Origin of the sequence: Catenulispora pinisilvae (assembly GCF_015356865.1) — a bacterium.
GTDB classification, from domain to species: Bacteria; Actinomycetota; Actinomycetes; order Streptomycetales; family Catenulisporaceae; genus Catenulispora; species Catenulispora pinisilvae.
Window position 1 is genome coordinate 86,080 of record NZ_JAAFZA010000004.1, and the last position, 25,082, is coordinate 111,161.

The window sequence follows — 25,082 nt, forward strand, 5'->3', positions numbered from 1 at the left end:
TCCGTCATCGACGGTGCGCCGCGCGCCGCCGGAGTTGCAAGATTCCGTGCCGTTTCAGCAACCTGGAGTCATGGCCCCCTCGAAGCAGCACGTCCTGGACGCCGTCGGCCCGCGCCTGCGCGAACTGCGCCGGCGCCGCGGGATGACCCTCGCGGACCTCGCCGAACGCACCGGCATCAACGAGAGCACCCTGTCCCGGCTCGAAGGCGGTTCCCGCAAGCCGACCCTGGAACTGCTGCTCCCGCTGGCCGAGGTCTACGCCGTCCCGCTCGACGACCTGGTCGGCGCGCCCCGCACCGGCGACCCGCGGATCCACCCGCGTCCGGTGAACCGCCACGGCATGACCCACATCCCGCTCAGCCACCCCGGCGGCGTCATGGCCCACAAGCTGCTCATCCCGCCCCGCCCCGGCGTCGAGCCCGACCCGAAGACGCACGAGGGCTTCGAATGGCTCTACGTGATCGCCGGCCGGCTGCGGCTTCTGCTGGGCGACCAGAATCTGGTGCTCAAGGCGGGCGAGGCCGCCGAGTTCGACACGCAGGTGCCGCACTGGCTCGGGGCGGACGGCGACCAGACCGTCGAACTCCTCATCCTGTTCGGGAAGCAGGGCGAACGCGCGCATCTAAAGGTCCGGACCACCTGATTCGCCCCTGCGTCGATCCGCGATTTCACGCCCTGGCTCACATAGGCTTCTATCAGGCACCACATCAGAAGCTTGATAGGGCTGGTGCTCCGAGCGACGAGGCAGGGATCCCATGACGCGGCTTGGCACCCGGCACAAGGTCATCGTCGCCGTCGTCACCGGCCTGCTCGGCGCCACGTTGTGCACCGCCGGCAGCGCGCAGGCGATGGATTCGCGTTCCTGGACCGGCGGATCGGATGTCGGGAACCTGCGATCGGCACTGGACCGGGTGGTCGCGGACGGTGCGCCGGGCGTCTTCGCCCGGATCGAGGACTCGGCGGACGGCCGCGTCACGCCGACCACCGTTTCCGTCGGGCTCGGCGACATCTCGGCCAAGACCCCCGTGGATCCGCGAGGCCGCTTCCGGATCGGCAGCATCACGAAGAGCTTCACCGCGGTCATGGTGCTCAAGCTGGTCGCCGAGGGCCGGGTGCGCCTGGACGCCTCGGCGGCTGACTACCTGCCTGCCGGACTGCTGCCGACCGGCTCGACGATCACCGTCCGGGACCTGCTCGACCACCGCAGCGGGCTGCACGACTACAGCAATGCACTGATCGCCGGTGACACCGTCCGCACCTACCAGCGATTCCGTTACCAGACCTACGACCCGGCGGCGCTGGTGGCGATGGCGGTCAAACACGGCCCCGACTTCCGCGCGGGCGCGTCCTACGAGTACTCGAACACCAACTTCGTCGTCCTGGGCCTGTTGCTGGAGCACGTCACCGGCGCGAAGTACGCCGACCTGCTGGACCGGGAGCTCATCAAGCCGCTCGGGCTGGAACAGACCAGCTTCGTCGTGCCCGAGACCGACATCTCCGGCCCACACGCGGTCGGCTACCTCACCCAGGACGACCCGGCCAAGGGCCTGTCCGACGCCACCGCCCAGACCGGATCCTGGATCTGGGCCGCCGGCGCCGCCATCTCCAGCACCGGCGACCTCGACAAGTATCTACGGGCCCTGACCACCGGCCGCGTCCTGCCGCCGCCGGAACTCGCGGAGATGGAGGCCACCACCCCGGTCGACTCCACCGGGACCTCGCTCTACGGGTTGGGGATGCGCGAGTACAAGCTGCCGTGCGGCGTGGCCGTCTACGGGCACGACGGCATCGTCGAGGGCTACGAGACGTACGCGTACTCGACCAAGGACGGCAGCCGGCAGGTGACGATCTCGGCGAACGTGTCGAACAACAACGACGTCTTCACCGCTTTGCGGGCGGCGCTGAGCCCGGCGTTCTGCGGCGTGGCCAAGGCATCGCAGGCCTCGACGCACTCGAATGCCCCAACGCGCTCGAATGCCTCGACGCACTCAAATGCCCCGACGCGCTCGAATGCCTCGAAGACCTCGCAACATTGAGGTAAATCGCTGGCCCGCGAAAGTCGATATTGGTAGCTTCCGCAAGATGATCAGCGCTTCTCATGACGAGCTCATCGCCGCGGCCCAGGCAGTCGTGAATCCGCACCGGGTGGGAGACCGCCTGTTCGGCAACGTCGGGGCGGCATTGATCACCGAGGGCGGGAACCTCTACCGCGGCGTGTGCATCGACACCGGTTCGGGGACCGGGTTCTGCGCCGAGCACGCCGCCATCGCGGCCATGGTCACCGCCCGCGAGTATCGGATCGCGCGGATCGTGGCGGTATGGCGCGGGGACGATGGGACTTGGTACGTGCTGCCGCCGTGCGGGCGGTGCCGGGAGTTCATTCGGCAGGTGGACTGGGGCAACATCGACACCGACGTGGTTCTGGGGCGGGCACGGAGCGCGGCGCTGCGGGAGTTCCTGCCCGCGCATGAGTGGCCTGATCCGCTGGACTGAACCGCCAGCCTGATCCGCTGGACTGAGGTGCACGCGACTGATTCACGCTCGGCGGCAGCCGCGCTTGACTCGGACTCGCACTCTGCCGCAGCCGCACTTCAGCCGAGCCGCCACGGCCGGATCTTCTCCGGGTTCGCCACCGCCCAGATGTGCCGGATCCGCCCGCCCGCGATGTCGAACGCGAACACGCTCACGGTGCGGCCGTCCTGCACCGCGACCAGGCCGGGCCGGCCGTTGACCGTGTATTCCAGGAACGCGGCGCGGTCGCGGACCCGGCTGGCGAGTTCGGCGTAGGCGTGCGCCACTCGCACGCCGCCCACGATCGGGTCCAGGTGCGCGTTGACCAGGCCGCCGCCGTCGGCGGTCGCGGTGGCGTCCGGGTCGAGCAGGCCGATCAGCGCGTCGATGTCCTGGGCCGCCCACGCCGCCTTGAAGTCGCGCACGATCGCCGCCTGCTCGGTGCTCGGTCCGTCCGGCGCCCGCGCGGCGCGGATACGGCGGCGGGCAGACGCGGCCAGTTGGCGGCAGGCGGCCGGGGTGCGGCCGACGATCTCGGCGATCTCCGGGAAGCGGAAGCGGTAGACGTCGTGCAGGACGAAGGCCACCCGCTCGGCCGGGGTCATCGCGTCGAGCACGACCAGGAACGCCATGGTCACCGACTCGTCGAGGGTGACGCGGTCGGCCGGATCGAGCCCGCCGGCACCCGGCTGCCCGGTGATCCACTCCCCGGGCTCGGGCAACGGCTCCGGAATCCACTCGCCCACATACGATTCCCGCCTCACCCGCGCCGACGCGAGCTGATTCAGGCAGATGCGGCTGGCGACCGTCATCAGCCAGGCGCCGGGCGACTCGATCGCCTGCTGCTCCTGCGCGGACAAGGCGTACCAGCGGAGGTAGGTCTCCTGGACGACGTCCTCGGCGTCGGCGAGGGATCCGAGGAGCCGGTAGCCGAGGTTGGTCAGCTGACGCCGCTCGCTCATGAGCGCACTCAGGCCGGGATCGGCTTCTCCAGAGCCCGGGTCCGGGACCGGGTCCGGATCAGGCTTTGGCTCGGATGGCGCCGTCATAGTGTCCCCGTCTCCTCGCTCGCGTCTATGCCCCCACCCATTACGACAAGACAGCCCTCCCCACTGTGAGGCCGACACGCCTCACATTCTGCAGAGCTGCCTTGTCGTACAGGTATGAACGACTCCACGTTTGCCATCCCAGCCTCTACAGAACAACTGGAACGAGCCGCGGCCGCGCTACAAGCCCACGGCTTCGCCGTCGAAATCCTCGACGACGTCGCCACCGCCCGCATCCGCCTGAAGAGCCTGATCCCCGCCGGTGCCAGCGTCTTCACCGGCGCCAGCGAGACCCTGCGCCAATCCGGCATAGACGACGACATCAACAACGGAAGCCGATACGACGCCATCCGGCCGCGGGTCCTGACCGCCGACCGCGCCACCGAGGCGGACGCGATCCGCAGGATGACCGCGACCCCCGACTACGTCGTGAACAGCGTCGCCGCAGTCACCGAGACCGGCTCGCTAGTCCTGGCGTCAGGGACCGGAAGCCAACTACCGGCCAGCGCCGGCGGCGCCGCACACGCGATCTGGATCGTCGGCGCGCAGAAAGTGGTACCCGACCTGACTACAGCGCTGCGCCGGGTAGAGGAACACAGTCTCCCTCTAGAGAGCAAGCGCACTATGGCGGCGTATGGATCGCCCTCTATCGTGAGCCGCCTGCTTGTCCTCAATAGGGAACTGATTCCGGGGCGTGGCACAGTACTGCTCCTGCGCGAGGCCATCGGGTTCTGATCCACCCTCTGGCATCAGGGTACGATTCCGGCCATGGATGAGGGTTGGGCTGGTCTGTTCTGGTGATCAAGCGGTGGCTAAATGACTACACCGCTGATCGCGTGCCCACGGCTAGATAGAACGACAATGCCGTCAGAGACGGGCCGTCGGGCACTTGACCATCCGCGATCAGCTTCGCGGCATCCTCCGGCGTGAACCACTCAATACGCGTCGATTCGCTCGGATCGGAGGGCGGCCCCACATAAGTGCACTCTGTGGCGTGGTACGCCGTGAACCTCATCGTTGACAGCCCACTCAGCGCGTTATAGCTGATCAGCTCAGAGACTCTGGAGGCACGCCAGCCGGTCTCCTCCTCGATCTCACGTCGGATAGCGTCACCCGGCGCTTCACCAGGATCCGCCCACCCGGCTGGCACCTCCCAACCCCACTCATCCGTGATAAACCGATGCCGCCACATGAGCAAGATACGGCTCTCCGCGTCAGTAGCGACGGCCGTCGTCGATGGACGCGGCATCGTCAAAACATGGTGTTCGATTCGACCGACACCGGGGATCTCGACGTCTTCCAGCCAGACGTTGACCCAGTCACTCTCGTAGACGGGCCGGCGTCCGTGACTGTGCCAACGCAACTATCAGCCCTCCAGCGCCGCAGGTGACGAGAGCTGTGCCCGCACGTGCTCTCCAAATGCTTGTACCGATCCTAGTTCGGTCCACGGCTGAAGCTCATGCCGCAGCGCACGAGCCCGAATGGCGATCGGTTGAACTATCGAATCGCAGGCTACGTTCAGGGCGGTGCCGGCCACTGTGCAGGCTTCCTCGATCTCGCCCGCGGCAATGAGGCAAGAAGCAAGATCCATGGTCAGCAAGGCTCGGCCCTTGAGGTCCCTGGGCGCACGGTTGTCCAGCGCCACAGCCAGAATCTGACTCGCGGCGGCAGGATATCCGATCAGCAGATTGCAAGTACCTGCGATTCCGCTCAGCCGGGCTTCGTCGAAGAAGTCAATGCCTCCTGCTTTATCAGCGCCTTCAAAGCTTGACGAAGCCTCGTCGAGGCTCCTCAAAGCAGCGCCCGAATCACCGTGTGTCGCATAAGCCCTGGCTAGCTGTGCGGTCACCCACGCGTGGCGACGCCGATTAGTTCCGCCCTGAGTGAGTCGAGCCGCTTCCTCGAGGTACTCAACGGCTGTAGCGGAGTCACCCTCGAAGAACTGGCCGATACTCTACATAGTGAGGACCCAGGCGATGAGTCCGTCATCTTCGGCTTCTTCACCAGCGACGCGACCCACTTCGTAGAAGCTCGCAGATCGAAAGCGGTCACCAAGGTCAAGGTAGATATGCCCCGCGAGGCCAGCAAGAATCCCTGCCAGTTGGACGCTGCGGCGCTTGATCCTCAACGAGGATGGCAAGGACAGGATTTCGCGAACCCTGCTCGACAAGCCTAGAACCTGCGGCATGAGTTGTTCTGGCGGTGTCGATGGGTACAGACCCGCGAGCTTCATAGCTGCGCGCTCCATCTGATCGAGCGCGGTCGGGCTGACCGACGACCGTGTAAGCGCGTCTGCGAGCCGCCACGGCTGGGGTTCGTTCTCCATACCGCCTTGCTGATCGACAGCTGGCGTCTCCCATGGTCTGGCCGCAAGACCGAGCATGTCGCCGGGGATGCCTAAGCCATCAGCGATCGCCTCAATCAGTTCGATCTTCTTGATCTCGTAGCGTTTGCCGTTGATCAGCTCTCCGACGCGATTGCCACCCAGTCCTGTCATGCGCCCCATGCCGCTATTGCTGAGGCCAACCCACTTCCGGACAAGCCTAAAGACTTCAGCCATTTCACGGTCACGACATGCCTTGATGAACTCGGGGCGCCCTGTTAGCTCTCTTGGGATTCGGTACTCGTCCACCTGCTGCGTCCCTGCCTGTGGCGGCTATGCGTCGAAGGGGTCTGACTGTCTGTGGATGGGTCTCAGGGTAGTTCCATTGGGACACCCTTGCGGGAGTTACGCAGCCGGGGGTAGCGCGGCGAACCTCGAAGGCATGAGTAGTTCCGGAGAGATCGCGGTTGAGCTTCCGGCAGGTTCGCCTGCTGGCGCTATGGCACGCATCGCGTGTGAGGTTCCTGACCGGGTGTGGTTGGCACCGGTACAGGAGGCTGCGAACCCGGCGGCTTGGCGTCCGGCTCTCGGTCGCACGATCACGCCTGAATACGTGGTGTTCTTCTATACGCTTGCGTCTCCGGGCCGGGCGTCGGAGTACGCCAAGTTCCCGCGTGACGTGTGGTTGGCGTGGTGCCGCACACCACCGAGGTTTCCGAGCCCTGCGCCAGCGACGGTGGAGGCGCGGCCGTGAGCCTGTGATCTGATCGCCCTGACGCTCCGGGGACGACGGCGCGTCAGCCCTGCGCGAGGCGGTCGGCTAGCGATCCGCCCTCTGGCGCGTCAGGGTACGATTCCGGCCATGGATGAGGGATGGATACCGCCTGAGGTGGACACCTCTATAGCTCACCCGGCGCGGATGTACGACTACTTCCTCTCCGGCAAGGACAACTACCCGGTCGACCGGGCCGCGGCCGCGAAGGTCCTGGAGTTCTATCCCGAGGCGTTCGCCATGGCGCAGGCCAATCGCGCGTTCCTTGGGCGCGCTGTGCGGTATCTGGCCGGGGAGGGTATCCGGCAGTTCCTGGACATCGGCACCGGCATTCCCGGGCCTGGCGGGACCGGGGAGGTCGCGCACTCGGTGGCGCCGGGTTCGCATGTGGTCTGTGTCGACAACGATCCGATCGTGCTGGCGCACTCGCGGGCGTTGCTGGTGCAGCCGGATCTGGCGCCGACCACGGTCGTGCAGGCCGATCTGCGGCGGCCCGAGGAGATCCTGGACCACCCCGGGGTGCGCGCCGCGCTGGACTTCGACCAGCCGGTCGCGCTGATGCTGGTGGCCGTGCTGCATTTCGTGACGGATGACGAGGATCCGCGCGGGATCATCGCGCGGCTGCTGAAGGCGCTGCCTTCCGGGAGCTACCTCACGGTCTCGCATGTCACCGACGACTTCGACTCCGAGCGGGCCCGGGCGGCCGCGGCGGCGTACGACAAGGCCTCGGCGCCGATCGTGCTGCGCCCTGAGGCTGCCGTCTCCGGGTTCTTCGACGGCCTGGAGTTGGTCGAGCCCGGGGTGGCGCATCTGCCGTGGTGGCGGCCGGAGGGTGCGCCGCCGGAGGGGTCCGAGCGGATCTGGTACTACTGCGGGGTCGCGCGCAAGCCCTGAATGAGTTGCAACGAACTACAACGAGTTACAACGAATTACTTAGTCACGGCCCGGATGTGGGCCCGCTCGCCCTGCCGGCCGATCAGGCTCAGATACTCGACCGGTCCGGCGGCGGTGGCGCCGAACCAATGCGGAGTCCGGGTGTCGAACTCCGCGACCTCCCCTGCTTTCAGCAGGAGGTCGTGTTCTCCGAGCACCAGCCGCAGCGTCCCGTTCAGGACGTAGACCCAGTCGAAACCTTCGTGCGTCCGCAGGTCCGGCTCCTCATCGTCACTGCCGGCCGGCCGCACGAACTTGTACGCCTGGATCCCGCCCGGCCTGCGGGTCAGCGGCAGGATCACCGAGCCGTCCCCGCACGGGATGGGACGCAGGTGCAGGCGCGGGTCGCCGGTCGGCGGCGCGTCGACGAGTTCGTCGAGTGTGACGCCGTGCGCGCGGGCCAGCGGTAGCAGCTGCTCCAGCGTCGGGCGGCGCAGGCCGGCTTCCAACCGGGACAGGGTGCTGGCCGAGATTCCGGTCTGTTTCGCCAGGTCGATGAGGGTGACGTCGCTGCGCTGGCGGAGCCGCTTCAGGCGCGGGCCGACGGCGTCCAGGGTGCGGTCGATGTCTTCGTTGTCGTTGTCGATGTCGTTGTCGATGTCTTTGTGGCCGTGGTCGATGTCTTCGTGGTCGTCCTGCATGCCCGCCATTTTGCCATTCGGCAAAGATGTTTGCCTTTCGGCCGCGGCGCTGCGCACCTTGGGGACGTACCGCCGTCGAAAGGAATCCCATGCCAACCACGATCCGGCAACGCCGGACGATCCTGGCCGCGGTCTGCATCGCGCTCATGGCGGTCATCGCCTCGGTGTCCGGGCTGAACGTCGCACAGCCGGAGCTGTCGACCGCGTTCGGCGCCTCGCAGACCCAGGTCCTGTGGATCATCAACGTCTACACCATCACCCTGGCCGCGCTGCTGCTTCCGCTCGGCGCCCTCGGCGACCGCCGGGGCCGCAAGCCGATGCTGCTCGCCGGCCTGGCCACCTTCGGCGTGGCCAGCGCGGCGGCCGGTCTGGCCACCTCCCCGGAAGTCCTGCTCGGAGCCCGCTTCCTGAGCGGTGTCGGGGCGGCGATGATCATGCCGGTCACGCTCGCCGTCATCACCTCGACCTTCCCGGAGGACGAGCGGGCCAAGGCGATCGGCGTCTGGAGCGGCGTGGCCGGAGGCGGCGGCATCCTCGGCATGTTCCTGTCCGCGGCCCTCGTCGACCTGGCCAGCTGGCGCTGGCTGTTCGTGCTGCCGGTGGCGCTCGTGCTGGTGGCCGGCGCCATGACGCTGCGCTCCGTCCCCAACTCGCGCCAGGCGTCGGCGCACCGCTTCGACCTGGTCGGCGCCCTGTCGTCGATGGTCGCGGTGGTCGGCCTGGTCTACTTCCTCCAGGAAGGCCCGGCGAGCGGTTGGACCACCCCCGCGACGCTGGCGAGCGCGTTGGTCGGCGTCTTCGCCGCCGCCGGATTCGTGGCCTGGGAGATGCGGACCACCGCACCCCTGCTCGACGTCCGCCTCTTCCGCCAGCGCGGCCTGGCCCGCGGCTCGGTGTCGCTCCTGGTCGTCTTCGGCGTCCTGGCCGGCATCTTCGTGGTCCTGTTCCCGTTCTTCGAGGCCGTCCTCGGCTGGTCCGGCCTGCGCTCCACGCTGGCCCTCATGCCGATGGCCCTGCTGATGATGGTGGCCTCCGGCCTGGCCCCGCGCCTGGCCGCCGGCATCGGCCGGCACGCGACGATGGCCACCGGCATCGCGCTGGCCGGCGCGGGCCTGGTCCTGATGGCCACCTCGGTCAGCGTCTCCGGCGGCTACCTGTCGATCCTGCCCGGCATGCTCGCCATGGGCCTCGGCCTGGGCCTGACGATGACCCCTGCCACCGAGGCCATCACCAGCGCACTCCCCCAGGAACAGCAAGGAGTCGGCTCGGCCCTGAACGACGTCACCCGCGAATTCGGCACCGCCCTCGGCGTCGCCCTCCTCGGCGCCCTGGTCACCACCGGCTACCGCAACGCCATCAGCCCGCGCCTGCACACCCTCCCAGCGCACGTCGCCGAGACCGCCCGCCAAGGCATCGCCAACGCCCTCATCGCCGCCCACGAAGCCGGGCCGCAGGCACAAGCCCTGACCCACGCCGCCCGCGCCTCCTTCGTCACCGGCTGGCAGCACGCCATGTGGGCCGGAACGGCGGTGATGGCGGCGCTGCTCGTGTTCGTCCTCGTACTCGGTGCGCGGCGGGAGGCTCCGCAGGACGCGGGGAGCGAGAGTTCCGCGAGTGATACGAGCGATACGAGCGATACGAGCGAAGACTTGGTTGGCGAGCTGCGCTGAACGGCTACGGGCAAAAGGCCACACCGATTCGGTGGAGCGCCCGAGCCGAGCGCCCCACCGCCGAATGGCGTCAGTGGCCTGGAGGTCAGTGGCCTGACACACCGTCCATCTGCGTCGCCAGGCTGGCAGGACGCATGTCCGTCCAGACCTCGGCGATGTGGTCCAGGCATTCCTGGCGCGTTGTAGGGCCGAGGGTCGTACGCCAGCCTGCCGGGACGGGGATGGCTGCGGGCCAGAGTGAGTGCTGGCCTTCGTCGTTGACGAGGTCCAGGTATTGGGCCGTCTCGTCTTCGAAGGGGTTCGTCATTTCTCCTCCTGCGTGGTGGCGGTCGGGTGGGATTGGGCGAAGCGGGTGGCCAGGGTTGGGCCGATGAGGGCCAGGGCGGCCGGGTCGGTCATGGTGTCGTGGGTGAAGGGGACGGCGTGTTCTTCGACGTCTCCGGTGATGTGGGGGCTCCACAGGCTCGGTCGCAGGGCACTGCCTTCGGGTTTGTCGGTGGCGCGGAAGTGGAGCAGGGAGCCGTGGAACAGGCCGGGTGTGTGGTGCCGCGCCGCTCGCACGTTGCGGTTGTAGGCGCGGGTCAAGCGGGTGGCCAGGTCGGTGGCGTGGTCAGGGTCGAGGAAACGGCCGCCTTCGCGCAGGGCCAGGTCGCGGACCGCGTCCGGGTCGACGGGTTCCGGGACGTGGATCGGGTAGGCGTCCAGGACCGCCAGGAGCGCCACCTCTTCGCCGCGTTCCTGGAGGCGCACCGCGATCTCGTGGGCGATCAGGCCGCCGACCGACCAGCCCACCAGGTGGTAGGGGCCGTGCGGGGCGAGGTCGAGGATGCGGAGCAGGTAGTCCTGCGCCATCTCGGCGACCGACTGTGCCTCGTCCGAAGCCTCGTTTTGAGCGTCGTCCGAAGCGTCGCTGTCCGGAGCGTTGTCCGCGACGGCCCGGGACTGGAGCCCGTAGATCGGCCGGTCCGGCTCGACATACCCGCTCAGCCCGGCGAACGACCACGCCAGCCCGCCCGCCGGATGCACACAGAACAGCGGCGGCAGGTCGCCCGCGGCGCGGATCGGGTACACGACGTCGAAATCGCCGCCCGCTCCGGCCGCGTCGTCGAGCACGGCGGCGAGCCCGGCGACAGTCGGTGCCCCGAACAGGTCGCGCAGCCCGACCGTGACGCCGAGGTCGGCGCGGATCCGGCTGATGAGCCGGGCCGCGAGCAGTGAGTGGCCACCGCGCGCGAAGAAGTCGTCGTCGATGCTCACGGAGGGGACGTCCAGCGTCTCGGCGAACAGCGCGCACAGCGCCTTCTCCCGCTCGTCGCGCGGCTCACGGCCCGCCACCTCGCGACCGTCCCCCGCACCGTCGGTGCCGGGATCCGGCAGCGCGGCGCGGTCGACCTTGCCGTTCGGGGTCAACGGCAGCGCGGGCAGCACCGCCAGCGAGGTCGGGACCAGGTAGCCGGGCAGCTTCGCGGCCAGGGCCCGGCGCAGAGCCGACGGGTCGAGCTCGGCGCCGTCCTGCGGGACCGCGTAACCCACGAGCGCGTCGCCCCGGACGACGACCTCCGCCTGCCCCACGCCGGGCAGCGCCGCCAACTCCGCCGCCACGCCGCCCGGCTCGACCCGGAAACCGCGGACCTTGGCCTGGTCGTCGGTGCGCCCGAGGAAGTGGAGTCGACCGTCACGGCCCAACCGGACCAGGTCGCGGGTCCGGTACATCCGCGTACCCGGTGCCCCGTAAGGGTCCGCGACGAACCGCTCGGCGGTGAGCCCCGCGCGCGCCAGGTAGCCGCGCGCCAATGACAGGCCACTGACATAGAGCTCCCCGGGCACACCCGGCGGCACCGGACGCAGTGAGGCGTCGAGGATCCGCAGCCCGACCCCGGCGATGCCCGACCCGATGGTCGGCGCGTCATCCGGAGCCAGCGGCTCGCTCATGGTCGCGCAGACTGTGGTCTCGGTCGGCCCGTAGGCGTTGAGCAGCCGCACCCGGCCGGCGAGCCGCCGCACCGCGGCCCGCGGCAGCGCGTCGCCCGCCAGCGCCAACGTGGTGAGCCCGCTCAGGCTGGCGTCGGACATCAGAGGAAGCGCGGCCGGCGGCAGTGTCAGGTGGCTGACAGAGTGCGTCCGCAGCAGAGCTTCAAGGGGAGCGCCCGGCAGCAGGTCCTCCTGCGGGGCCACGACCAGAGCCGCACCGCTGAGCAGCGCCATGCACAGCTCGGAGAACGCGGCGTCGAAGCTCGGCGAGGCGAATTGCAGAACCCTGCTTTCGCTGGTGACCGCGAAGTTCGCGATCTGGCTCTCCGCGAGAGCCGGTATGCCGCTGTGCGTGACGACGACCCCGTTGGGGCGCCCCGTGGATCCGGATGTGTAGATCACGTACGCCGGATGGGCCGCGACCAGCGGCGCCAGCCGGTCCCGGTCGGCAAGATCGCTGTCGACCAGATCGCCGTCAGCCAGATCACTTTCGCCTCGGGCCTCAAGGCCCACCATCATGTCCGAGTCCACGACCAGCATCGGCTGGGCATCGTCGACCATGAGCCGGATCCGCTCGGCGGGGTACGACGGATCGATCGGCAGGAACGCGGCGCCGGCCTTGAGCACCGCCAGCGTCGCCACGACCAGATCCACGGACCGGGGCAACGCCAGGGCGATCAGCCGCTCGGGTCCCGCGCCCGCAGCGACCAGCTTCCGGGCCACACGGTTGGCACGGCAGTTGAGCTCGGCATAGGTCAGCTCGACCGGACCGCTGATCACCGCGACGTTCTGCGCAGTGCGCCGCACCTGCTCCTCGAACAGCTCCGGGAACACCCGCGCCGCAGGCGCGCCGGAGCCGCCGAGTGCCCGTTCCACGACCGCGGCCTCAGCGGGCAGGACCAGGTCCGCGCCCCCGATCGGCGCGTCGGGATCGGCGGCGACCTGTCGCAGTAGGCTGACGAAGCGTCCGGCCAGCGCCTCGGCCGTCTCGGCGTCGAACAGGTCGGCGCTGTACCGGAGCACGCCGCCCAACCCGTGGGCCCCGGCGGCGTCCCGGTCCTCCATCAGATCGAATTCGAGGTCGAACTTCGCCGCCCGCACCTCGACCCCGACCGCCTCGGCCGTGACCCCGGCCAGGGCCGGGACCGGGCCCTCACCCGTCCGCAGCGCGAGCATGACCTGGAACAACGGGTGCCGGGCGGCGGCCCGCTCCGGATTGACGCTCTCCACCAGGAGCTCGAACGGCACATCCTGGTGCGCGTAGGCGGCCAGCGCGGTCCGCCGGGCCCGCTCGACCAACTCCGCGAAGCCCGGGTCGCCCGAGGCGTCCAGGCGCAGCACCAGCGTTCCGGCGAAGAACCCGATCAGCTCGTCCAACTGCTCGTCGGTCCGACCGGACACGGGAGTGCCGACCGGGATGTCAGCTCCGGCCCCGAGCCGGCTGAGCAGCGCGGCCACCCCCGCGCTGAGCACCATGAAGGTGCTGGCGCCGTGGCGGCGGCCGATCTCGGCCAGCCCGGTGTGCGTCCGCTCGTCGACGGCGAACGGGACCGCGCCGCCACGATGGCTCGGCACCGCCGGTCGCGACCGGTCCGTCGGCAGGGCCAGCTCGGCGGGCAGGCCGGCCAACTCCCCGCGCCAGAACCGCAGTTGCCGGGCCAACGGGCTGGACGCGTCGTGTTCGTCCCCGAGGCGGTCGCGCTGCCAGAGGGCGTAGTCGGCGTACTGCACCGGCAGCGGTGTGAACCGCGGCTCGCGTGCGGCCGTCCGCGCCGGGTAGGCGGATACCAGATCGCGCCACAGGACCGCCGTGGAACCGCCGTCGGTGGCCGCATGGTGCAGCACGAACAGCAGCAGGTGCTCATCTGGCCCGAGACCGACCAGGACCACCCGGATCGGGATCTCCCGCGTCAGGTCGAACCCGGCCGCGGCGTACGCGACCAGCTCGCGTTCCAGAGCGGTGTCATCGAACCCTGATCCGTCCACGAAGACGAACGGCACCACCGCATCCGAGGGATCGAGCACTTCCTGTCGGGGTTCGCCGTCCGTAGCAGGCAACACCGTGCGCAAGACCTCGTGCCGGTGGACCACGTCGTGCACCGCCTGCCGCAGCGCGTCCCGGTCCAGCGGCCCGGAGAGCCGGACGGCGACCGGGACGTTGTACGTGGCCGACGCACCCTCCAACCGATTCAGGAACCACAGCCGCTGTTGAGCGTGCGACAGCGGGACCGCCGCCGGTCGCGGCATCCGAGTCAGCGGCGCCCGCGCCCCGCCCGACGCCCCGTCTGTTGTCCCGTCTGACATCCCGACCGTCCCGGCCGCCCCGATCAACCGGGCCAGTTCCTCGACAGTCGGCGCCTCGAACACCGCCCGCAGCGGAAGCTCGACGTCGTAGCGGGCCCGGACCCGGTTCGTGAGCTTGACCGCCATCAGCGAGTGCCCGCCGATGTCGAAGAAGCTCTCGTCGACACCGACCTCGCCGGTGCCCGCCAACTCGGCGAACACCGCGCACAACTCCTCCTCCAACGGCGTCCGCGGCGCGCGCCGGGGCCGGTGTTCCAAGGCGTTGTCCGGGACCGGCAGGGCTTTGCGATCGAGCTTCCCGCTCGGGGTCAGCGGCAGCGCCGCCAGCGGCACGATGACCGCGGGCACAAGGTACTCGGGCAGTGCGGCGGCCAGTTCCCGGCGCAGGCCCGCGAAGTCCGCGAGACCTGCAAGGTCCCCGAGGCCTGCGAAGTCCGCGAGGCCTACGAGGTCCGGCGGCTCGGTCCCGCCGGCCACCACGTATCCGACGAGTTGCTGGTCGCCGCCGATCGTCCGGCGCACCGCGGCCGCCGCCTCGGCGACGCCGCCGGCCCGCCGAAGCGCGTCCTCGACCTCGCCCAGCTCCACCCGGAACCCGCGGATCTTCACCTGGTCGTCGACCCGCCCCAGGTAGTCGATCTGCCCGTCTGCGGTCCAGCGAACCAGGTCGCCGGTCCGGTACATCCTGTCCCCGGGCCCGGCGAACAGGTCCGCGACGAAGCGCTCAGCGGACAGGGCAGGCTGGTTGAGGTAGCCGCGGGCGACTCCGGCGCCGCCGAGGTAGAGCTCCCCCGCGACCCCGGGCGGCACCGGTTGCAAGCGCTCGTCGAGGACGTAGGTACGGGCATGCGCGAGCGGTCGGCCGATCAGCGGCTTGCCCTCGGCCCCGTCGCCGTACCACGCGGTCGCGTAGACGGTGGCCTCGGTCGGACCGTAGATGTTGGCGACCGCACAACCGGGAACCGCCTGGCGTATCTGGTCCACGACCTCGGCCGACAGCGCCTCACCGGCGAGCACCATCCGGTCGGCCGTCAGCGCCGGGGCGGGCCCGGCATCGCGCAACAACACCGAGACCACCGAGGGCACGCCGCTGACCAGGCTCCCGGCGAACGGCCGCTCAGCCACCGCGAGCAGGTCCGGGACCACCTCGATGCTGCCGCCGGCGGCGAGCGGGGCGAACAGTTCGAACACTGACACGTCGAAGCTGAGCGAGGTGGCGGCCAGCACCCGCTCCAGGCCCTCGTGCCCGAACGTGTCCACGGCCCACCCGACGAGCGCGGCCATGTTGCGCCGCGAGACCACGACGCCCTTGGGGCGGCCGGTGGAACCCGAGGTGTGGATGGCGTACGCGGCATGGTCGGGGTACGCCGGGGCTGGCAGTTCGCCGGCGGCCAACGGCTCGGCGGACAGGGCGGCGATGCCCTGCGCCTCAGCGGGATCGTCCAGGACGAGCAGCGGGACGGTGCCGCCTCGGGGCAGCTTGTCGACCGCCGCGCGGGTGGTCACCAAGAGCATCGGCGCAGCGTCGTCGAGCACGAAAACGTTGCGCTCTGCCGGGTAGCCGGGGTCGATCGGCAGGTAGGCGGCTCCGGTCTGGTGTACGGCGAGCAGCACCGCGACCATCTCCGCCGAGCGCGGCACGGCGACCGCCACGAACCGCTCCGGTCCGGCGCCGAGACTGAGGAGGCGGCGGGCGAGGCGGTTGGCCCGCGCGCCGAGACGGTCGTAGGTCCATTCCGAGTCATCACAGTGCACTGCGACAGCCGTGGGCCGCTGAACGACGTTGGCCTGGAAGAGCGCCAGCGGATCATTGGCAGCGACCGGACCACGATCATCGACCGGGCCGTGATAGGCGTGCTCCCCGACCGGCGGCGCGGCAGCCCCGCCGCCCCACTGCCGCAAGATGGTCTCGCGCTCGGCCGGCTCCAGCAGGTCGACCGCCCCGATCCGCACCCCGGGATCGGCGACGACCGCCGCCAGCAGGCGTACCAGCCGCCGGGTCAGAAGCTCGACGCTGCCGGCGTCGAACAGGTCGGCGCGGAACACCACCCGGCCTTGCACACCGCCGTTCCCCCGGCGCTCCCGGACCTCGACGTCGAGGTCGAACTTGGCCCGGTCCGGCGCCGTCGGCAACGGCTCGGCGACCAGGCCCGGCAACCCGATCTCGGCCTCGGCGTTGTTCTGCAAGGTGAGCATCACCTGGAACAGCGGGTGCCGGCCGAGCGAGCGCGGCGGGTTCAGCGCCTCCACCAGCCGCTCGAAGGGCACGTCCTGGTGCGCGTAGGCGGCCAGGCTGCTCTGCGCGACCCGGGCCAGCAGTTCGGTGAACGCCGGATCGCCGCCGGTGTCGACCCGGTGCACCAGGGTGTTGACGAAGAACCCGACGAGATCGTCGAGCGCCGTGTCCCCGCGCCCGGCGATCGGCCCGCCGAGCGGGACGTCCGTTCCGGCGCCGAGCCGCGTGAGGACCGCGGCGAGCGCGGCCTGGAAGACCATGTAGAGGCTGACGCCGTGCCGACCCGCGAGTTCCTTCAGCCCCGCGTGGAGTTCCGGGGTGAGCTCGAAGCCGAGCACCGCACCGGCGTTGCCGGCGGCCGACCGCGGTCGATCCGTCGGCAGGGCTATCTCGCCGGGCAGGCCGGCCAGCGCCTGCCGCCAGTAGTCGAGCTGGCGGGCGATCTCGCTGTGCGGATCGTCCTCGGAGCCCAGCACGTCCCGCTGCCAGAGCGTGTAGTCCGCGTACTGCACCGGCAGTGGGGTGAACTCCGGCGCGCGACCGGCGCTGCGCGCGGTGTACGCGGCCACCAGGTCGCGGGCCAGCGGCGCCATCGACCAGCCGTCCGCGGCGATGTGGTGGACCACGACCAGCAGCACGTGCACGGCGGGATCCGTGGTGAACAGCACCGCGCGGATCGGCGCCCGCGCGTCGAGCTCGAACCCCGCGCCCGCCGACTCGGCCACGGCGGCGGCCAGGCCGGACTCCGGCACCGCCACGACCGGGAGTTCGACGGTCGCCTCGGGGCGGACGTCCTGGACCGGTTCGCCGTCGTTGTCGGGGAACACGGTGCGCAGACTCTCGTGCCGGCCGACGACATCCCGCAGCGCGGCGAGCAGCGCCGCCCGGTCCAGGGTGCCGGTCAACCGCAACGCCATCGGGATGTTGTAGGCGCCGTTCGGACCTTCGAGCCGGTCGAGGAACCACAGCCGTCGTTGCGCGAAGGACAACGGGAGTAGCGCGGGACGCTCGACGGGGGCCAGGGCCGGACGCCTGGCCTGGTCGGCGGAGGCGACGACGCGAGCCAGATCGCTGACCCGCGGCGCCTCGAAGACCGCCCGGACCGTCAGTTCCACACCGAAGGCCGAGCGGACGGCGTTGACCAGCCGGATCGCCAGCAGGGAGTGTCCGCCGAGGACGAAGAAGTCGTCGTCGGCGCCGACCCGCGGCAGCCCGAGGACCTGGGCGAACAACGTGCACAGGAGCGCTTCCCGGTCGTCTGCCGGGGCGCGGCCGGAGGCCTCGCCGAGGAAGTCCGGGAACGGCAGTGCGGCGCGGTCCAGCTTGCCGTTCGCGGTCACCGGCAGCGCGTCCAGGACCACGAACATGGACGGCACCATGTAGTCCGGCAGCCGCCCGGCCAGATGGTCGCGCAACAGGGTGCTGATCTCCGCGGACTCCCGGAACGTCACCGGACTGTTGATGAGCTCGGCCGTCGGGACCGCCGCTGCCGGCGCGGACGGCCGCGTCGAGATCGGCATCCCGGCCGGGAACCGGGCGGCGTTCACCAGCAGGTAGTCGAAGGTGCCGAGATCGGCGTCCTCGGCGGACCAAGTGGCCAGGACCCGATATCCATGCCGCGCGCCCAGTTCCTCCACGGCCGTGGGATCGACTCCGCTCGGGGCGTCCAGCGCCGCCCGGATCTGCTCGATCGGGCCTGCCGCCTGGAGGATCCGGGCGGCCGACGCCTCCGGAAGGACCCGCGCGTTCGGTACCCCGACCAGCCGCAGCGCGTCCGGCAGCCGGGTGGCCAGGTGCCGGGCCGCCGGCGCCAACGCCTCCGCGTGACTCCAATGCAGCACGTCGGCGTCGTCGAATGCAGCCACGGAAGCCGCAGGCTTCTTATGCAGCACCACGTCGTAGCGGTAGCGGCTCAGCTCGTTGTGGAACACCGCGTGCTTGGCCCGGACGTCCACACCGCCGACGTCCGCGAGCCGGTCGCGAAGCCGGTGGAAGTACTCGGGCGCGATCAACAGTTCCTTCTCGCGGACGACCCGCCGGTCCACGGCACGCAATACCGCGTCCGGGTCGGCGTCCGGGCCCGAGGTCAGCTCGACGGCCGTGTGGAACGAGCGCAGCAACCCCAGATGCCGGATGTCGCCGAGGAAGACGGCCCCGCCCGGGGCGAGCAGGTCCACGACCCTGCGCAGCACCTTCTCCAGATACTCGCTGTTCGGGAAGTACTGCACGACGGAGTTGACGACCACCGTGTCGAAGAAGCCTTCCGGCAGCCCGGACACGTCATCAGCGCCCTGCTGCCGCAACACCACCCCGGCCAGCTCCGGCCGGTCCGCGATCCGGCGGCCCAGCGCCTCGATCGCCTCCGCGGAGAAGTCCGTGCCCCAGTACTCCTGGCAGTCGGCGGCCAGCTGGGACAGGATCAGTCCGCTGCCGACCCCGATCTCCAGGACGCGGCGCGGCGCCAGCTCGCGGATCCGGTCCACGATCGCGGCCCGCCACTCGCGCATCTGCTCCAGCGCGATCGGCTCGCCGTCGTAACTGCTGGCCCACCCGGAGAAGTCCTCGCCGAACGGGACGTCCTGCTCGGCGGCGTACATCGCGTCGTAGATCTGCCGCCACTCGGCGACCTGCTCGCGCTTGCCCTCCTCCAGGCGGTCGTGCAGCGCCGACCACTCCGGCACGACGTAGCCGACCAGCCGGGTCTGCCCGGTGTGGTCCTCGCGCGCCAGCACCTCCACCTGCGCCACCGCGCCGTGCCCGGCCAGTTCGGCGGCCACCTCGCCGGGTTCGACCCGGAACCCGCGCACCTTCACCTGGTCGTCGGCCCGGCCGACGAACTCCAGGTGCCGCGCCGCGTTCCAGCGCCCCAGATCGCCGGTGCGATACATGCGGCTCCCGGCCATCCCGGAGGGCGAGGCGACGAACCGTTCGGCGGTCAGGTCGGGGCGGCCGACGTATCCGCGGGCCAGGCCGGTGCCCTCGACGTAGATCTCGCCGACCACCCCCGGCGGCACCGGCCGCAACCGGTCGTCCAGGATGTGCACCCGCGAGTCGGAGAGCGCGTGGCCCAGCGGCACCCGCGCTCCGGCCTCGTACGGCGCCCGCACCTCGAACTGCGCGGCGCACAAAGTGATCTCGGTGGGGCCGTACAGCTGCCGGAACACCACATCCGGGCACTTGCCCAGCAGCGCCTCCACGGCGGCCGGCGGCACGACGTCGCCGCCGGCCAGCACCTCCCGCACCCCGGCCAGGCACTCCGGCGCCTCCTCGGCGACCACCCGGAACAGACCGGCGGTGAAGTGGACGGACGTGATCCGTTCCCGCTCGATCAGCCCGGCCAGGTCGTCCACGCCGAGCCGGCCCGGCGGGGCGAGCACCACGCGGCCGCCCTGGGTGAGCGGGACCCAGAGCTCGTAGTCGGAGATGTCGAACGCGTACGGCGCGTGCATCAGTACCCGCTCATGCCGGCCGGTCTGCCAGCTCGGGTCCTCGACCAGCGAGAGCAGCCCGGCGTGGGTCACCGCGACGCCCTTGGGCGTACCGGTCGAGCCCGACGTGTACATCACGTAGGCCAGCTGCCGGGGATCGATCGCGCCGGACGGGACGGACCCGAGCGGCGCGGCCTCGACATCGGTCTCGAAATCGGCATCGGCATCGGCGCTGTCGACGACCAGCACCTGGCAGTTCCCGGCGAGGTCGGCAACCACGCCACCGGCACCGCCACCGCCACCGCCACCAGCACCAGCACCAGCACCAGCACCAGCACCAGCGAGCAGGAACGCCACGCCCGCGTCGTCCAGGATCCACCTCAGCCGGTCGGCCGGATACGCCTCGTGCAAGGGCACGTAGGCACAGCCCGCCTTCAACGCGGCCAGGATCGCGACCACCAGTTCCGGCGAGCGGTTGAGGAACACCCCGACCGGCGTCCCGGGCCCGGCCCCCGCTGCGATCAGCCGCGCCGCGACAGCGTCGGCCCGCCGGTCCAGCTCGCGGTAAGTCAGAGTACGACTTCCCAGACTCACCGCGCCGGCCTCAGGAGTGGCCCGCACCCAGTGGCCGAACGCGTCCAGGACCGTCCGCTCGGCCGACGCGGCGGGCGGCATCTGCGGCGTCTGCGGCGCGCACAGCCAGGACCGCTCGTCCTCGGTCAGGATGTCGATGCCGTGCACCGGGGCGCCCGGAGCCTCGACGAACGCCGTCAGCAACGCGACCAGCCGGTCCACCAGCCCGGCCGCCGTCCGCGGCTCGAACAGGTCCGCCGCGAACTCCACCGCGCCGCCGATGCCCGCGGGCGAGCCGTCCGCCCCGAAGCTCTCGCGGAAGTTGAAGGCGAGGTCGAACTTGGCCGCGACCGCCGCGTCCGGCTCGACGACGGCTTCCAGACCGGGGAAGTCCACCACGGCCGCGGCGTTGTTCTGCAAGGCGAGGAAGACCTGGAACACCGGATGCCGGGACAGCGAGCGCACCGGGTTCAGCACCTCGACCAGCCGCTCGAACGGCACATCCTGGTGTGCGTAGGCGGCCAGGTTCATTTCCCGGACCCGGCCCAGCAGTTCGGCGACCGTCGGGTCCCCGGAGGTGTCGGTGCGCAGCACCAGGGTGTTGACGAAGAAGCCGATGAGGTCGTCGAGCGCGACGTCGGTACGCCCGGCGACCGGCGTGCCCAGCGGGATGTCGTCGCCGGCGCCGAGCCGGGTCAGCAGCGTGGCGACCGTCGCCTGGAGCACCATGAACAGGCTGACGCCGTGCGCGCGGGCCAGGTCGAGCAGGCGGGCGTGCAGCTCGGCCGGCACCGCCACCGGTGCGGCGCCGCCGCTGGACCCCAAGACCGCCGGCCGGGGCCGGTCGGTCGGCAGATCCAACTCGCGCGGCAGATCGGCCAGCGCGGCCCGCCAGTGCGCCAGTTGCTGCGAGATGGCGCTGTCGGGGTCGTCCTCGGCGCCGAGCAGTTCGCGCTGCCAGAGGGTGTAGTCCGCGTACTGGACCGGCAGCGGCCGCCAATCGGGCTCGCGGCCAGCACGGCGCGCGCCGTAGGCGAAGGCCAGATCGGCGGACAGCGGCAGCATCGACCAGCCGTCGCCGGCGATGTGGTGCATGACCAGCAGCAGTACCGACTCCTCGGCGGACAGCTCGAAGCCCCGCACCCGGATCGGCAGGTCCGCGGACAGATCGAAGCCGCGGCGCGCGACCTCGGTCAGCGTGCTGCGCACCGCCGATTCCTCGCCTGCCGAGAACTCGACCGTGGGCCGCGCGAGCGCGGCGTCGAGGATCCGCTGGACCGGGACGCCGTCGACTTCGACGAACAGCGTCCGCAGTGACTCGTGGCGGCGCACCAGATCGCCGACGGCGGCGGTCAGGGCGTCGCGGTCGAGCCTCCCGCGGATCCGGATCACCCGCGAGACGTTGTAGGCGGTGGCCTCGGGATCCATCTTCTGGAGGAACCACATGCGCTGCTGGGCGTAGGACAGCGGGAGCTCGGCAGGTCGCCGGGACACCCGGTGCACCGCGGTGCGGGCCCGGCCCGCGTCCGAGAGCCGGTCCGCGAGCCCGGCCGGGGTCGCGGCCTCGAACACGGCCCGGATCGGCAGTTCCACCCCGAAGACGGCGCGGACCCGGCTCACCAGCCGGGTGGCCAGCAGCGAGTGCCCGCCGAGCTGGAAGAAGTCATCGTCGGCGCCGACCGCCGGCAGGTCGAGCAGTTCGGCGAAGACCGCGCACAGGACCTCCTCGGCCGGGGTCCGCGGCGCCCGGCCGCCGATCCCGCCGGCGAAGTCCGGTTTCGGCAGGGCCCTGTGGTCCAGCTTCCCGCTGAAGGTGAGCGGGATGGCGTCCAGGACCACGATCGCCGAGGGGACCATGTACTCGGGAAGCACTTCGGCGGAGGTGCGCCTGACGTCCTCCGGCTCCGGCGGCCTGCCCTCGGCGGCCACCACGTAGCCGACGATGCCCCGGCCGCCGGGCAGGTCGTCGCGCAGCACCGCGACCGCCGCGCCGACCGCCGGGTGCTCGGCCAGCACCGCCTGGACCTCGCCGAGCTCGATGCGGAATCCGCGCAGCTTCACCTGCGCGTCCGCCCGGCCGACGTACTCCAACTGACCGTCGGGCCGCCAGAACGCCAGGTCGCCGGTGCGGTACATCCGGGTGCCCGGCGCCCCGAACGGGTTCGCGACGAACCGCTCGCCGGTCAGACCGGGCCGCCTCAGATAGCCGCGGGCCAGCAGCGGCCCGGAGACGTACATCTCGCCGGGCACGCCGACCGGCATCGGCCGCAGCCGTTCGTCGAGGATGTAGATCCCGGTGTTCCAGAACGGCCGGCCGATCGGGACCGGCCCGGCGGGCAGCTCGGCGCCCGGCGGGATGTGGTTCTCCGCGCAGTTCACCGTGGTCTCGGTGGGCCCGTAGGCGTTGATCAGTTCCACCCCGGGGTGCGCGGCGCGCCAGCGCGCCACGGCCTCACCGTGCAGCGCCTCGCCGCCGAGCAAGAGGGTGTCGCTCGGCGAGAAGCCCTCCGGGAGCTCGTCGAGGATGGCGACGTGGCTCGGCGTGGCCTTCAGGAAGCTCGGCGGCACGGTCGGGCCGGCGTCGGCGCCGGTGAGATCGAGCACCCCGACCCGGACGCTGCCGCCGCCGGCCAGCGGCGGATAGATCGAGGTGACCGTGGCGTCGAAGGAGATCGAGGCGTGCAGCAGGGTACTGCCAGTGGTACTCGGCCGGACCGCCGCCGGATACGCGTCCAGAGCCCGGGAGGTGTAGGCGGCCAGCGCGCCGTGCGAGACCCCGACGCCTTTGGGGCGCCCGGTGGAGCCCGAGGTGTAGATGACGTAAGCAAGCTGTGCGGGGTCCGGCGAGACCGCGAGAGCCGACGGCGCCTTCGGATCGGCGAGACGTCGGGCCGTGGCCGGATCGTCCAGGAGCACGGCCGCCGGACCGTCGGCGGGCAGCAGGCCGGTCAGTTCCGCGACCGTGACCACCACGTCGGGCAGCGCGTCCCCGATCAGGTAGGCGACCCGCTCGGCCGGATAGCCGGAGTCCACCGGGACATACGCGGCCCCGGTCTTCAGCACCGCGAGCAGTGCCACGACCAGGTCGGCGGTCCGGGGCAGCAGCACCGCGACGAAGGTCTCGGGTCCGGCACCGTGCTCGGCCAGCAGCGCGGCCAGCCGGGCGGTGCGGGCGTCGACCTGCGCGTAGGTCAGGGACGTGACACCGTCGACGACCGCGACGGCGTCGGGACCGGCCGCGACGTTCGCGCCGAACCGGTCGAGCACGCTGACGTAGGGGACGTCGCGGACTTCGCCGTTCCATTCCCGCAGCACCAGATCCCGCTCGGCGACGTCAGTGAGCTCGATCGCTGACACCGGCAGGGCGGGCTGGCGGACCAGGCCGGAGAGTAACCGCACGAACCGGGTCGCGATCGCCTCGGCGGTGCCGCGGTCGAACAGGTCCGACCGATAGTCCAGCCGGCATTCCAGACCCGCGGGAGCGCCGTCGGCGGTGAACCGCTCGACGGCGTGCACGGCCAGGTCGAAGCGGGCCGCGCCGATCTGCCGCTGCTCGGCGGCGACGCTCAGGCCCGGCAGCTCCAGGATCGGCGTCGTGTTGTTCTGAACGGCCAGCAACACCTGAAACAGCGGGTGCCGGGACACCGACCGCCGGGGATTGACCGCCTCGACCAGGCGCTCGAAGGGGACGTCCTGGTTCGTCATCGCGCCCAGGGCCGCGTCCCGGACCCGGTCCACCAGCGCGCCGAACGCCGGGTCGCCGGCCGTGTCGGCGCGGACCACCAGGGTGTTGACGAAGAACCCGACGAGTTCGGCCAGCGCCTCCTCGGTCCGCCCGGCGACCGGGACGCCGATCGGGATGTCGGTCCCGGCGCCGAGCCGGGTGAGCAGGGCCGAGAGCCCGGCGTGCAACACCATGAACGGGCTGGCGCGGCGCTCGTGGGCCAGCCCGGCCAGCGCCCGGTGGGTGTCGGCGTCGATCTGGAAGGACACGAAACCGCCCTCGCGGGCCGGCCGGGAGCCCCGCGGCCGGTCGAACGGCAGCGTCAGCTGGTCCGGCAGGTCGTCGAGGGCGCCGCCCCAGTAGGCGAGCTGGCGGGACAGCCGGCTGGCCGGATCGTCGTCCGCGCCGAGCAGGTCCCGCTGCCACAAGGCGTAGTCGGCGTACTGGACCGGCAGCGGCTCCCACTGCGGCGCCGGACCCGAGCACCGGGCCTGGTAGGCGACGGTGAGATCGCGGGCCAGCGGCGCCATCGACCAGCCGTCCGCGGCGATGTGGTGGACCACCAGCAGGAGCACGTGCTCGCCCGCGCCGATCTCGAACAGCGTGGCCCGCAACGGAATCTCGCGGGCCAGGTCGAACGGCCGGGCCGCGGTCGCGTCCAGGCTCTGGGCCAGGCCGTCGGCTCGGACCGGCACCACCGGCAGCTCGATCCGCACCTGGTCCTCGGCGAGGACCACCTGCTCCGGTTCGCCGTCCCGGTCCTGGAAGACCGTGCGCAGCACCTCGTGCCGGCCGACGATGTCGGCCAGCGCCGCGCGCAGCGCCGCCCGGTCCAGGCCGCCGGTCAGCCGGACTTCGAGCGGGATGTGGTAGGCGGCGCCGCCCTCCCCCATCTGTTCCAGGAACCACAGCCGGCGCTGCGCGAACGAGAGCGGGATCATGCTTGCTCC

At 70.9% G+C, this 25,082-nt stretch carries 13 protein-coding genes; 6 read left to right on the forward strand and 7 right to left on the reverse strand.

The window, feature by feature from the left end:
- Positions 1 to 70 precede the first annotated feature (70 nt).
- The 3 genes from IZR01_RS02375 to IZR01_RS02385 all read left to right on the forward strand — a co-directional run bounded on the left by IZR01_RS02375 (position 71) and on the right by IZR01_RS02385 (position 2,493).
- Positions 71 to 643, forward strand: coding sequence for a helix-turn-helix domain-containing protein (locus IZR01_RS02375; protein ID WP_194890964.1), 573 nt, complete (start codon positions 71 to 73; stop codon positions 641 to 643).
- A gap of 112 nt (positions 644 to 755) precedes the next feature.
- The gene (locus tag IZR01_RS02380; protein WP_194922703.1) at positions 756 to 2,036 is read left to right on the forward strand and encodes a serine hydrolase domain-containing protein; all 1,281 of its coding nucleotides are present in this window, start codon (positions 756 to 758) and stop codon (positions 2,034 to 2,036) included.
- Positions 2,037 to 2,082: 46 nt separating this feature from the next.
- Positions 2,083 to 2,493, forward strand: coding sequence for a cytidine deaminase family protein (locus IZR01_RS02385; protein WP_194922704.1), 411 nt, complete (start codon positions 2,083 to 2,085; stop codon positions 2,491 to 2,493).
- 98 nt (positions 2,494 to 2,591) lie between these two features.
- Here the strand turns inward: IZR01_RS02385 and sigJ are convergent, their stop codons facing one another.
- Positions 2,592 to 3,473 carry an RNA polymerase sigma factor SigJ gene (sigJ, locus tag IZR01_RS02390; RefSeq protein ID WP_228558815.1) on the reverse strand — a complete coding sequence of 294 codons (882 nt, stop codon included), beginning with the start codon at positions 3,471 to 3,473 and terminating at the stop codon, positions 2,592 to 2,594.
- Between the two features lie 201 nt (positions 3,474 to 3,674).
- Between sigJ and IZR01_RS02395 the strand changes: the two genes are divergently transcribed.
- Positions 3,675 to 4,292, forward strand: a complete 618-nt coding sequence (locus IZR01_RS02395) for an LUD domain-containing protein (protein ID WP_194922706.1) — start codon at positions 3,675 to 3,677, stop codon at positions 4,290 to 4,292.
- 85 nt (positions 4,293 to 4,377) lie between these two features.
- Here IZR01_RS02395 and IZR01_RS02400 read toward each other — a convergent pair whose 3' ends face one another.
- The 3 genes from IZR01_RS02400 to IZR01_RS02410 are packed head-to-tail and all read right to left on the reverse strand — an operon-like array spanning position 4,378 to position 6,189.
- Positions 4,378 to 4,920 carry an NUDIX hydrolase gene (locus tag IZR01_RS02400; protein ID WP_194922707.1) on the reverse strand — a complete coding sequence of 181 codons (543 nt, stop codon included), beginning with the start codon at positions 4,918 to 4,920 and terminating at the stop codon, positions 4,378 to 4,380.
- A gap of 3 nt (positions 4,921 to 4,923) precedes the next feature.
- Entirely contained in the window at positions 4,924 to 5,508 is a 585-nt protein-coding gene (locus IZR01_RS02405; protein WP_499698299.1) for an NsdA family TPR-like regulatory protein, read from the reverse strand.
- Between the two features lie 3 nt (positions 5,509 to 5,511).
- Positions 5,512 to 6,189, reverse strand: coding sequence for a hypothetical protein (locus IZR01_RS02410; protein WP_194922709.1), 678 nt, complete (start codon positions 6,187 to 6,189; stop codon positions 5,512 to 5,514).
- Positions 6,190 to 6,742: 553 nt separating this feature from the next.
- Here IZR01_RS02410 and IZR01_RS02415 point away from each other — a divergent pair.
- Entirely contained in the window at positions 6,743 to 7,546 is an 804-nt protein-coding gene (locus IZR01_RS02415; protein WP_194922710.1) for an SAM-dependent methyltransferase, read from the forward strand.
- 35 nt (positions 7,547 to 7,581) lie between these two features.
- Here the strand turns inward: IZR01_RS02415 and IZR01_RS02420 are convergent, their stop codons facing one another.
- Positions 7,582 to 8,235 (reverse strand): helix-turn-helix domain-containing protein, encoded by a 654-nt coding sequence (locus IZR01_RS02420; protein ID WP_194922711.1) that lies wholly within the window; start codon positions 8,233 to 8,235, stop codon positions 7,582 to 7,584.
- A gap of 80 nt (positions 8,236 to 8,315) precedes the next feature.
- On the opposite strand from IZR01_RS02420, the gene IZR01_RS02425 reads away from it, so the two are divergent.
- Entirely contained in the window at positions 8,316 to 9,896 is a 1,581-nt protein-coding gene (locus IZR01_RS02425; RefSeq protein WP_228558817.1) for an MFS transporter, read from the forward strand.
- An 85-nt stretch (positions 9,897 to 9,981) separates the two neighbouring features.
- Here IZR01_RS02425 and IZR01_RS02430 read toward each other — a convergent pair whose 3' ends face one another.
- Both IZR01_RS02430 and IZR01_RS02435 read right to left on the reverse strand, forming a co-directional pair.
- Positions 9,982 to 10,203 (reverse strand): MbtH family protein, encoded by a 222-nt coding sequence (locus IZR01_RS02430; RefSeq protein ID WP_194922712.1) that lies wholly within the window; start codon positions 10,201 to 10,203, stop codon positions 9,982 to 9,984.
- Positions 10,200 to 25,073, reverse strand: coding sequence for a non-ribosomal peptide synthetase (locus IZR01_RS02435; RefSeq protein WP_194922713.1), 14,874 nt, complete (start codon positions 25,071 to 25,073; stop codon positions 10,200 to 10,202). The genes IZR01_RS02430 and IZR01_RS02435 overlap by 4 nt, the downstream gene beginning before the upstream one ends.
- Positions 25,074 to 25,082 lie beyond the last annotated feature (9 nt).